Origin of the sequence: Microcoleus sp. A003_D6, assembly GCF_036702825.1 — a bacterium.
Lineage (GTDB): Bacteria > Cyanobacteriota > Cyanobacteriia > Cyanobacteriales > Microcoleaceae > Microcoleus.
Genome location: NZ_JAUBWA010000175.1, coordinates 1 through 10,714 on the forward strand (window position 1 = coordinate 1; position 10,714 = coordinate 10,714).

A 10,714-nucleotide genomic window follows, 5' to 3' on the forward strand; every position below is an offset into this window, starting at 1 on the left:
GCGAGCAAACGCGGTGAGTTTGGGAACCTGAGTAATCAGGATATTAAGGTTGCAAAATCTTAAGAATCTCAGTCGCTTTAGCGCTGAGAGTGTCAATTTCAAGTTAGTCTTTCAAAAGGAAGTGAACTCAGTGACAGAAGATCCGATTACAGTCTTGCTCATCGACGATCAGCCAATGATCGGCGAAGCAGTTCGTCGAATGTTGCTTCCAGAAAAAGATATCACCTTTCATTACTGTAACGACCCTACCCAGGCGATCAAAGTTGCGAGGTCATGTCAACCAACAGTCATCTTACAAGACCTAGTGATGCCAGAGATGGACGGACTGGTCTTAGTACGCTTTTTGCGAGCCAATAACGCTCCCACAAAATATGTTCCGCTGATCGTTCTCTCTAGTAAAGAAGAACCGCTGATTAAAGCAAAAGCTTTTGCTTTAGGGGCAAACGATTATATCGTTAAACTCCCAGACAAGGCAGAACTAATAGCTCGTATCCGCTACCACTCTAAAGCCTATGTAAACCTTCTCAAGCGAAACGAAGCCGAAGCCATCCTCCAATCTGAAAACTTCCGCATGGCTAAAGAACTAGATATGTTGCGTCAAATGCAACAGATGATTCTTCCTACAGCAGACGAACTAGACGCCATCGAAGGTTTAGAAATTGCAGGGTTTATGGAACCCGCCGACGAAATAGGCGGCGACTACTATGACATTCTTTACGTAGACGGAATCGTCACAATTGGCATCGGTGATGTCACCGGACACGGACTCGAAAGTGGCATTTTAATGGTAATGACGCAAACAGCAGTTCGGACTCTTAAAGAAATTCGAGAACTCGATCCAGTTAAATTTTTAGATGCACTAAATCGCACTATTTATAAAAATGTTCAACGGATGAATTCTGAGAAGAATTTGACGTTAGTCATTCTCACCTATACAAAAGGTAGAATAAGTATCAGCGGTCAGCATGAGGAAACTATTGTAGTGCGAAAGGGCGGGCTGGTTGAGCGCGTTGACACGATGAATCTAGGCTTCCCTATTGGATTAGATGAAGAAATTACTGAATTCATCAATCATACAATCATTGAATTAAAGGAGGGGGATGGAATTGTCCTCTATACCGACGGAATTCCTGAAGCTTATAACCTTGATAAAGAACAGTATGGGATGGAAAAATTCTGCGAAGTTATTAGTCATAATTGGGCCTGCTCGGCCGAAGAAATAAAACAAGCGATCGTTGACGACCTTAAACTATTTATTGGCAAGCAGAAAGTTTTTGATGACATTACTTTACTGGTGATCAAGCAGGAAGCATCTGATAACCTAGAATCATTTGAGGAACAAGAATTATTGGAGGAACAAGAATCATTTGAGGAACAAGAATTATTGGAGGAACAAGAATCATTTGAGGAACAAGAATCATTTGAGGAACAAGAATTATTGGATGAAGTCAAAGAAAATGTCAACAAAAAGAATATATTTAACATTTTTCGCAAATGATGTGCGTAGGTTGCCATGAACATTTTGCAGTTAGCAATTAACCTTAAAGCCTCACAAAATGGTAACTCGTTCTGCATCCAGCACAAATATCCCGAAAAACCAAAAAAATGTCATAAGCAACTAATGAAATTGTTGATGATACCACAATACGCTTGGGTTAACACTGTTAATTCCCCGGAGATCCCCCTAAATCCCCCTTAAAAAGGGGGACTTTGATCGAGTTCTTGTCCCCCCCTTTTTTAAGGGGGGCTAGGGGGATCGGCCCGAGCTGAACCGTATTGGATGATACAAACCTTTATCGATTAATAGGTAACAGAGATGATCCAGCTTGTTGGAGATTTTATTGAAGAGTTTTCTCGGTCACATGATTCTTTAGAACTGAGCTTTATTTCCAGTTCTAGACCAATTAAGCGGCGGTGGCTGAATAACCGCTTATCAGCTTGTTTTCTCGCTGACTATTTTTTTAATATTCTCCCAATTGATGAGGAGGATAGTGAGGTAGAAGAACGGATGGAAGCCATAAAAAATGCGGTGAGTTATATCGGAAACGAACTCTTAGAGAATGCCATGAAATTTCATGAAGGAAGCGAGAACGATCGAGTTAAGTTTGGCATACATTTTACGGAAAACTTGGATATAGTCACTGCTGTGATTTTTACCAAAAACGGTATTAGTCCTGAAAGTGTGGAGAAATTTCAAGCCTTTATTGAGGAATTACGATCGGCAGATCCTAATGACTTATATGTTGAGCAGATAACAAAAGCAGCCGAATCCGAAGATAGTGAAGCTTCTGGCTTAGGTTTGCTGACCGCGATCAATGATTATTCAGCCAAACTCGGCTGGAAATTTGAGTCCGATCCCAGTAATCCACAAATTATCACCGTTACTACAATGGCTCAAGTTGTTGTATAATTTTAACTGATGAATTTAGACATCTGAAGCAAAAAAAGACATAAAAGCTATGACCAATCAAGAAGTCAAAGGCGAGGATTATCAGGTGCAATACGATCCAGCATCCTCAACAGTTTATTTTAAAGGTGCCATCAGTCTAGGAGGCCCCAAGGATTATGCTCCGATTGTTAAGTTGCTCGATGATGTGGCTAAATTAGCACCCGCAACTCTTACATTAAATGTGAAAGAATTAAAATTTCTCAACAGTTCTGGCATCAGTATGCTGTCGAAATTTGTGCTTGGGATGCGGAAAAAGAAGAGTCAATTGGTGGTTTTAGGCACAAAAAAAATGCCCTGGCAAGTTAAATCCTTGAAAAACTTAGAGCGATTGCTTCCAGGTTTAAAGCTTGTAGTTGAATAAAGTAAAATATTTAGGAGCGAACGTAACATTTTATGAAATTTACACCTCTATTCATGTCAAATTAGTTGATGACTGTTCTAGAGGAGTAAATGCAACTAATGACCAAAATGTTAGGGATTTTTTGTGAGAAAAATTAAGTTAATTAATTTAAGGGATAAACTACTATGTTAGAAAACATTTTTCATCAATTTGACACGCTAAATATAATTAGTAAGCTCTCGATCTGTTTGCTACTCACCGCTCTGGGAACTGGGCTATTATATCTAATAATTTTTTATATCTTGCGCCCCATTTTTCGGAATTTTGAACGGGACATTGCAATTGTCACCTTAAATGTTTCCGCCTATCCAGCTCTCATTGTCTTCGCTATTTTCGGTCTGAAAATCACTTTTGGAAAGTTAGTTTCTCCTGATATTTTTGCTGCGATCGAACATATCCTCACACCTATTTTAATTATCACCATTAGTTATTGGTCTGTTCAATTATTTATCGAAGTTTTTATCTACTACCTCAAAGAGTACACTAAAAAAACTGAGGTTATGTGGGATGATGTATTGCTTCCCATCCTATCAGCCGTTGTTCCTGTGATTATTTTCCTGGGTGGCGGTGTACTTGTGATCAGTTCCTTTGGGGTTGATTTAAGTGGAATTTGGGTGGCTTTGGGCGGTGCTACTTTTGTTCTCGGTTTTGCGCTTCAGGATATTTTGTCTAACTTTTTTAGTGGGGTTGTTTTACTTATTGATACTCCTTTTCGATTTGGTGATATTCTGCTCCTTGAAGATGGTTCAATCGGAATGCTGCGCCGGATTGGGATTAGGGTGACTCAGCTATATATATTTAGCAACCATTGCGATGTTTATATTCCCAACAGTGTATTGCAAGGTCAAAAACTTACTAATCTAAGTCGCCCTACCTCTTTATACTATAACTCTATAGAAATAGAAATACCCTCGGAAGGTAATCTTGAGGATTCCAAGAAGCTGATGCAAGAAATTGTGTTAGCTCATCCAGATACACTAGGGGATATGGATGCTAAATTGGAGGTAATTGATAGGTACTATAACGCGGAAGGAAGTGATGCCGCTCTAGTCGAACAACAAGAAGTTGGGAAATCGCGACTAATGGCTGAACAGGAGGTCAATTTAAAATTAGAGGAAATTGAACAAGCCCTGGAATCTTTGGTTGTTACGGTGCAGTTTGCAGAAAAAGGAGGGTTAACTCAAGATGAAAGAGAAAACGTCCAACAGGAATATTTAGCAATCTTAGAACTCTTTGGTTTTCAAGTGATCGAGGCAACTGAAGATAGCCGTGCTGTAGTGAATTTTGAAGAATATAATGAAGAGGGACTGATTGAGTTAATTAGGCAGTGGTATCGAATTTGGCTGAGAGATCCAAATTTGCTGGATGACGATCAATACTTTATTTCTGAAGAATGGGAACAAAAGATTAATTTGTTAAAGCGAAGATCGCAACGCTTGTATCAAAAAATCTCGAACCCTCAAGCTGACGAAACTCGCTTAGATGATTATGTTCTAGATATAATTAAATGGATCAAAGAAAAGTTGAAAGTGCCGAGAAAAAAATGGCAAGAACCGCAAATCAGGATGATCGGAATGAATCACGATGACTCCTCGGTGTATCTTGAATTGCAGATCGGCTTTTTTGTGGATGATATCAAACTGGAAGATGGGAAGCGGGGCGATCGCGTCAGAAGCCAAATTTATCAAGAAATTTTCAACAATCTGCGGAATACTTACCTTAATTGGAATGGCATTAAACCGATAGGAGAGGAAGAGTCAGAGGATAATGGGAATGCCGTTGATGCTAGCATTAATCAGAGTCCTGTCAGCAGTTTTGTGCAGACTGGACTTGACCCGACTACTGCTAAGCAAGGGTTTGCTTTTTACCTGTCCGTAGGTAGAAACAAACCGGGGGTAAAGTCCCCAAAAACTCTTAAGGGGTAAGCTATTGAGCATTTCCCGTTAGCCTCTTTGGAGAACCTTCGCTAATCCAGCCAAAACCAACAATAAAGGCGTCAGCCGATCGCCCCAGCGCACATACAAAGTTCGAGTTTGGCGGCGATAAATAGTAGTATCTCGGACTTCATAGGTATTAATTCCCGACTTCCAAACCGTCTCGCCACGAGGATTTACAAAAGCAGAATAACCAGTATTAGTTGCGATAACTGCCCATCTATCAGTTTCAATTGCGCGCATCACATCTAGGGCGTGATGTTGGGCCAGCATCGGCGGTTTGTAATGGGCATTGTTGGAAGCTGTGAGCATAAATTCGCCCCCATTTGCGGCCTGATATCGGAAAATTTCAGCAAACGCCGAATCGTAACAAATTCCGACAATGGCGCGGCCAAACGGCGTATCAAACAATTGTTTAGAGTTGCCGGGTACTAAACGAGCATCTAAGGGAGAAAGCCGATTAATAATCCCGCCTAAGATTTCGTAAAAAGGGATATATTCGCCTAAAGGCACTAGCTTTAGTTTATCGTAGCGGCCGATAATTTCTCCTGTTTTGTCGATCGCCAATAAGCTGTTAGTGATACTATTCTCTTGCTGTCCGAATCCTCCAATCCAAGCCACAACGCCGCGATCGAGAATAGCTTGATAAAAGGAAAGAGTAGAACGCTGATACTCGTTTGTCCAGATAAAAGGCAAAGCCGTCTCTGGAATTAACACAGCATCAACTTTTCTGTCTGCTAACTCTTTATATCCAGCCGTGTAACCTTCCAAAGCGCGCCGCCAGCCGCCTGAGTCAAACTTAATCTCGTTAGGAATATTGCCTTGAATAATCCCAATTTTTAATGCTGTTCCCGCTTCTTGAATTAAGGGGCGATTGTACAAACTCCAGCCGACAATATGCAAAATCAAACACAAACTCGCAGGCAAAAAATAAGCCACCCAATTTTTACTTTTTCCTTCTTCCTTTTCTCCACTCCCTTCTTCCTTCTTCCCTCTTCCTTCTTCCCTCTTCCTTCTTCCCTCTTCCTTCTTCCTTCTTCCTTCAATAAAAGCTTCTGCGATTAAGCCATTTACTGCTACAATTGCCGCTGTTACTGCGCTGGGCCCGGAGAGTTGACCGAGGTGCAATATTGCTAAATTGTGCGGGCTTTGGGTGTAAGATAGGGATGTCCACCACAGCGAACCTGTACTCCAAATACTTTCTAAGCCGCACCACAAAGCTGTGCCAATTAACACGCGGGTTAATGCTGACAATTGAGTTTTACCCCCCCCAGCCCCCCCTTGTAAAGGGGGGGAGTTAAGAGTTAGATTTTTACTTGGTAAAGGGGGGGAGTTAAGAGTTAGATTTTCCCCTGGTAAACTGAGGGAGTTGAGAATTACAAATAGCCACGCCCAAACGGTGACTAATGCGGCTCCCCAAAGGGTGATGAATGTCCAGCAAAAAAGTGCGATCGCCAAACTCGGCCACCAAGGAACTCCCAACCAAGTCATCGGGTGTATTCCCATAATCCAAGATAAGGCTAATCCGTGATAGCCAATTCCCCACAGTACGGGAAGAAGGAAGAAGTTCGGCAACGGATTCTGTAACGGATTTAACGGATTTAACGGATGGGAGGAAGAAGGAAGAAAAAGAAATTTTTGTTTTTTTTCTGTGATTATTGGCTGTTGATAACTGACAACCATAACCCACAGGGGAACTAATGCAATCCAGGCTAAGGGCCAAGCATTGAATGGTGCTGTTGTCAATGCCATCGAAATGCCACTGAAAAGTGCGATCGCCCAGGCTAATATTTTAGATTTATGAACCGCAAGTTTTTCAAATTTGTGCCTGTTAAATATCGCCACTTTGATGATTGCCAAAAATAATAATTCTTAATCAATATATCAGATCGATCGGGAAGTTCGGCAACCCGCAGTGTATGGGATTTAACGGATCTAACGAATTTAACAGAAGGAAATCTATCAAATTTTCCTTGCCCAAACAAAAAGCGCCCCTACAAATAGGGGCGCTTTTTGTCTATCTCAAGCTAAATTTAGCCGTTGATGGAAGGAGCAACCATTGCTACTGGGGTGACTTCACCAGCAGCCAAGTCTAGAGGGAAGTTGTGAGCATTGCGCTCGTGCATGACTTCCATGCCCAAGTTAGCGCGGTTGATGACATCAGCCCAAGTGTTGATGACGCGACCTTGCGAGTCGATAATCGATTGGTTGAAGTTGAAACCGTTGAGGTTGAAGGCCATCGTGGAAATACCCAAAGCGGTAAACCAGATGCCAACTACTGGCCACGCACCTAACAAGAAGTGCAAGGAACGGCTGTTGTTGAAACTCGCGTATTGGAAAATCAAACGACCGAAGTAGCCGTGGGCTGCAACGATGTTGTAGGTTTCTTCTTCTTGACCGAATTTGTAACCGTTGTTTTGCGATTCGGTTTCGGTTGTCTCGCGAACCAAAGAAGAGGTAACTAAAGAACCGTGCATTGCAGAGAACAAAGAACCACCGAAGACACCAGCTACTCCCAGCATATGGAAGGGGTGCATCAGGATGTTGTGCTCTGCTTGGAACACGATCATGAAGTTGAATGTGCCGCTGATACCCAGGGGCATACCGTCAGAAAAGCTGCCTTGCCCGATCGGATAAATCAAGAATACTGCGGTAGCAGATGCCACAGGTGCAGAGTAGGCTACGCAGATCCAAGGACGCATTCCTAAGCGGTAGCTCAGTTCCCACTGACGGCCCATGTAGCAAAAAATGCCGATGAGAAAGTGGAAAACTACGAGCTGGTAAGGGCCGCCGTTGTACAACCATTCATCGAGGGAAGCTGCTTCCCAGATGGGGTAGAAGTGAAGCCCGATCGCGTTTGATGAAGGAACAACAGCACCACTAATGAGGTTGTTGCCGTACATCAAGGAACCTGAAACTGGTTCGCGGATGCCGTCGATGTCCACAGGAGGAGCAGCGATGAAGGCGATGATGTAGCAAATGGTGGCGCTGAGCAAGGTGGGAATCATCAGAGTCCCGAACCAACCTACATAAATGCGGTTGTCAGTGCTAGTTACCCACTCGCAGTAACGTTCCCAAACGTTGCCGCTTTCGCGACTCTGTACGGTTGTTGTCATTTGGTTTATGATTGCTTAATTGAATTTTCAAGGTTCGTTATGGGGATGCCCCACGCTTCTATTAGTAACACTACTAACTAAAGTTTGCCAAGGGCTTAGTGCTGACATTTGAAAAGTTTTACAAACCTTTACAAACGTTGATTTTTAGTAAATATTTGTAGTTATTTATAAAGTAATTTTACGGGCAAACTAGGATCAAATATAGCGACCACAAGAGCTGAATCTATTGTCTGTAGATTGGTTCAGCAGTTAGATTAAATTATTGTTGTTCGGGTCGATGACCTTTCCATTTAAATATCTCTTTATTAGGTCTTGAAGAGATGATTTTTAATATTTATTTACATATCACCGATGGATTCGGCGAACGTAATTTATTATAGGGAGAATACTGAAAACCGGGTTTCTAGTGCGATCGGGCTGCATTCTCAATCTTGTGCCCTCAACCGGGTTTATTGACGAAAAAGAAACCCGGTTTCTGAGGCGCTTGGCAATAGAAATAAACCGGGCTTCTGATGATGAGTCCGTAAGTTCTGCGTAAAAATTGGCCTTTAGCCAGGGGGCCAGTTCATCTGCCGACCGCCGAGAAGGTGAAGGTGCAAGTGGTCTACAGTTTGACCGCCGTCGCTGCCACTATTAATGACGACGCGATAGCCGTTGCTGAGCCCGAGTTGTTCTGCTACCCGCTTGACAGTCAGCAGCAGGTGTCCCATGAGAGCATGGTCTCCCGACTCGGCATCGGCTAATTTGGCAATAGGCTGTTTGGGAATGACGAGGATGTGGACGGGTGCTTGCGGATGGATATCTCTGAACGCGAGGGCCAAGTCGTCCTCATAAACGATGTCTGCGGGAATCTCTTTGCGGATGATTTTGCTGAAAAGCGTTTCTTGAGTTGTCATGGGTGTTAAAGAAGGAAGAAGGAAGAAGGAAGAAGGAAGAAGGAAGAAGTGGGAAGTGACAAGGGCGAAGGTGCAAGACGGAAGGGGGAAGACGGAAGGGACAAGGAGAGGAGGGAAGGGGGAAGACTCAGGAGGAGACCAGCAAAAAGAGAAAAGGAAGAGGCCAGGAAAAGTTTTTCTTGCCTCTTCCGATATTCATTAGTCATTGTTAATCATAATAGATGATGAATCAAGCACAGGCAAATTAAGGATAAAGAAAAATGCTTGCTAGGGTTTGGAGTGCATCGATCGTAGGAATTGACGCGGTAAAGGTGGGTGTCGAGGCTGATGTGTCGGGGGGGCTACCGAAAATTGTGGTTGTGGGATTGCCAGATTCTGCGGTGCAAGAAGCTAAAGAAAGGGTTAAGGCTACGCTAAAAAATTCGGGATATGCTTTTCCGATGCGGAGTATTGTGATTAATTTAACTCCGGCGGATTTGCGGAAGGAAGGGCCGAGTTTCGATTTGCCGATCGCCATTGGCATTTTAGCAGCATCGGAACAAGTCAGCGGTGAGCTTTTGGGAGATCATTTATTTTTAGGAGAACTCTCTTTAGACGGGAGTTTGCGGCCTGTGGCTGGGGTTTTGCCGATCGCCGCTGCTGCTGCCAAAATGGGTATTTCGGGATTGGTTGTACCGGCTGGTAACGCGCAAGAAGCGGCTTTGGTGCACGGAATATCTGTTTACGGTTTTGAGAATATTTTTGCAGTTACTGATTTTTTGAACAATCCTCAAGTTTATTCGCCGGTAGAAGTAAACGGTCGAGAAGAGTTAGCAAAACGGCGGATTCCGGGTTTAGATTTAAAGGATGTCAAGGGGCAAATTCACGCGCGGCGGGCTTTGGAAATTGCGGCGGCGGGGGGACACAATTTAATTTTTGTGGGGCCGCCAGGGAGCGGTAAGACTATGTTGGCGAGGCGTTTGCCGGGTATTTTGCCGCCGCTGACTTTTGATGAAGCTTTGGATGTGACTCAGATTCATTCGGTGGCTGGGTTGTTGAAGGATAAAGGAAGCTTGGTGGGCGATCGGCCTTTTCGCAGTCCTCACCATTCGGCATCTGGGCCTTCTTTGGTAGGTGGCGGCAGTTTTCCGCGTCCGGGTGAAATTTCCTTAGCACATCGCGGCATACTTTTTCTGGATGAATTAACTGAGTTTAAAAGAGATGTTTTGGAGTTTTTGCGACAACCGCTGGAAGATGGTTATGTGACGATTTCTCGAACCCGACAATCGGTGATGTTTCCGGCTCAATTCACTTTAGTTGCGAGTACAAATCCTTGCGCTTGCGGTTACTACGGCGATTCGATCCAACAGTGTACTTGTTCGCCGCAAAAGAGGGAGCAATATTGGGCAAAACTTTCGGGGCCTTTGATGGATCGGATCGATTTGCAAGTGGCGGTTAATCGTTTGAAACCGGAGGAAATTACGCGACAGCCGACGGGTGAGGAGTCGGAACCGGTGCGGGTGAGGGTGCAGCGGGCGCGAGAGATGGCGACTCGCCGTTTTCAGTCGGAAGCTGGCTTGCGGTGTAACGCGCAGATGCTAAGCAGCCACATTAACCAATGGTGTCAGTTGGATGATGCTTCGCGGAATTTATTGGAGATGGCGATTCGGAAGTTGGGGCTTTCGGCGCGGGCGAGCGATCGAATTTTGAAGGTTGCTAGAACTATAGCCGATCTGTCGGGGGATGAAAGCCTGAAAACCAATCATGTGGGGGAGGCGGTGCAGTATCGGACGATCGATCGGATGCAGTAAGGGGGATTTGTGCGATCGTTTTTCAAGTCGTAAGTTGATATATTGCAGGTCTATATGGCTCTCCTGACTTTATGGTGTATAATGTAACAAACAATACATTTGCTGTCATGGACTTTTATTTGGACTATA

The 10,714-nt window shown here is 43.8% G+C and carries 9 protein-coding genes; 6 read left to right on the plus strand and 3 right to left on the minus strand.

Annotated elements, in window-relative coordinates; translation table 11 throughout:
• The first annotated feature begins 130 nt into the window (after nucleotides 1–130).
• From QUB70_RS29585 to QUB70_RS29600, 4 genes are all read left to right on the plus strand, one after another.
• Nucleotides 131–1,498, plus strand: coding sequence for a SpoIIE family protein phosphatase (locus QUB70_RS29585; RefSeq protein ID WP_332985232.1), 1,368 nt, complete (start codon nucleotides 131–133; stop codon nucleotides 1,496–1,498).
• A 318-nt stretch (nucleotides 1,499–1,816) separates the two neighbouring features.
• Nucleotides 1,817–2,410, plus strand: a complete 594-nt coding sequence (locus QUB70_RS29590; protein ID WP_332985233.1) for a DUF6272 family protein — start codon at nucleotides 1,817–1,819, stop codon at nucleotides 2,408–2,410.
• A 49-nt stretch (nucleotides 2,411–2,459) separates the two neighbouring features.
• Nucleotides 2,460–2,810, plus strand: a complete 351-nt coding sequence (locus QUB70_RS29595; RefSeq protein WP_332985235.1) for a slr1659 superfamily regulator — start codon at nucleotides 2,460–2,462, stop codon at nucleotides 2,808–2,810.
• A 164-nt stretch (nucleotides 2,811–2,974) separates the two neighbouring features.
• Nucleotides 2,975–4,774, plus strand: a complete 1,800-nt coding sequence (locus QUB70_RS29600; RefSeq protein ID WP_332985237.1) for a mechanosensitive ion channel family protein — start codon at nucleotides 2,975–2,977, stop codon at nucleotides 4,772–4,774.
• An 18-nt stretch (nucleotides 4,775–4,792) separates the two neighbouring features.
• Here QUB70_RS29600 and lnt read toward each other — a convergent pair whose 3' ends face one another.
• From lnt to QUB70_RS29615, 3 genes are all read right to left on the minus strand, one after another.
• Nucleotides 4,793–6,628, minus strand: a complete 1,836-nt coding sequence (gene lnt, locus QUB70_RS29605) for an apolipoprotein N-acyltransferase (protein WP_332985242.1) — start codon at nucleotides 6,626–6,628, stop codon at nucleotides 4,793–4,795.
• Nucleotides 6,629–6,816: 188 nt separating this feature from the next.
• Nucleotides 6,817–7,899: a photosystem II q(b) protein gene (gene psbA, locus QUB70_RS29610; protein WP_332985238.1), complete on the minus strand. Its 1,083-nt coding sequence runs from the start codon at nucleotides 7,897–7,899 to the stop codon at nucleotides 6,817–6,819.
• Nucleotides 7,900–8,447: 548 nt separating this feature from the next.
• Nucleotides 8,448–8,795 (minus strand): histidine triad nucleotide-binding protein, encoded by a 348-nt coding sequence (locus QUB70_RS29615; protein ID WP_332985239.1) that lies wholly within the window; start codon nucleotides 8,793–8,795, stop codon nucleotides 8,448–8,450.
• On the opposite strand from QUB70_RS29615, the gene QUB70_RS29620 reads away from it, so the two are divergent.
• Both QUB70_RS29620 and QUB70_RS29625 read left to right on the plus strand, forming a co-directional pair.
• On the plus strand, nucleotides 8,794–8,997 hold the full coding sequence (locus QUB70_RS29620; RefSeq protein WP_332985240.1) for a hypothetical protein: 204 nt from the start codon (nucleotides 8,794–8,796) through the stop codon (nucleotides 8,995–8,997). The genes QUB70_RS29615 and QUB70_RS29620 overlap by 2 nt on opposite strands.
• Nucleotides 8,998–9,055: 58 nt before the next feature.
• Nucleotides 9,056–10,585, plus strand: a complete 1,530-nt coding sequence (locus tag QUB70_RS29625) for a YifB family Mg chelatase-like AAA ATPase (protein WP_332985241.1) — start codon at nucleotides 9,056–9,058, stop codon at nucleotides 10,583–10,585.
• The last annotated feature ends 129 nt before the right edge of the window (nucleotides 10,586–10,714 follow it).